The sequence below is a fragment of the Pseudomonas onubensis genome (assembly GCF_965653655.1).
In the GTDB taxonomy this organism is placed as follows: Bacteria; Pseudomonadota; Gammaproteobacteria; order Pseudomonadales; family Pseudomonadaceae; genus Aquipseudomonas.
This window is the reverse complement of sequence record NZ_CBFHAZ010000236.1, coordinates 1-479: the sequence shown is the minus strand read 5'-3', so window position 1 is coordinate 479 and position 479 is coordinate 1. Positions and strand designations below refer to the sequence as shown.

At 44.7% G+C, this 479-nt stretch carries 2 protein-coding genes; both read left to right on the top strand.

Annotated features, from left to right (window positions below):
- Positions 1-125: uL13 family ribosomal protein (locus tag ACTD9P_RS29750; protein WP_438870435.1), on the top strand; the 125-nt coding region annotated here is incomplete at its 5' end.
- 20 nt (positions 126-145) lie between these two features.
- The coding region (gene rpsI / locus ACTD9P_RS29745; RefSeq protein ID WP_438870434.1) for a 30S ribosomal protein S9 at positions 146-479 on the top strand (334 nt) is incomplete at its 3' end.

Here is a 479-nt window from a genome sequence, read left to right as displayed (position 1 = left end):
CTATCAAAGGCATGCTTCCAAAAGGTTCTCTAGGTCGTCAAATGTTCAAGAAATTGAACGTATACCGTGGTTCTGAGCATCCACATGAAGCACAAAAACCTGAAGTTTACGAACTTCGCGGTTAATTAAAAAGGAGGTTACCAATTTGGCACAGGTTCAATATTACGGTACTGGCCGTCGTAAAAGTTCTGTAGCGCGTGTGCGCTTAGTTCCAGGAGAAGGTCGTATCGTCGTTAATAATCGTGAAATCAGCGAGCACATTCCATCTCCGGCTCTAATCGAAGATATCAAACAACCATTAACTTTAACTGAAACAGCTGGTACTTATGATGTTTTAGTAAACGTACATGGAGGCGGCTTATCTGGTCAAGCTGGAGCAATCCGTCACGGTATCGCTCGTGCTTTGCTTGAAGCAGATCCAGAATACCGCGCAACACTTAAACGTGCTGGTCTTCTGACTCGTGACGCCCGTATGAAAG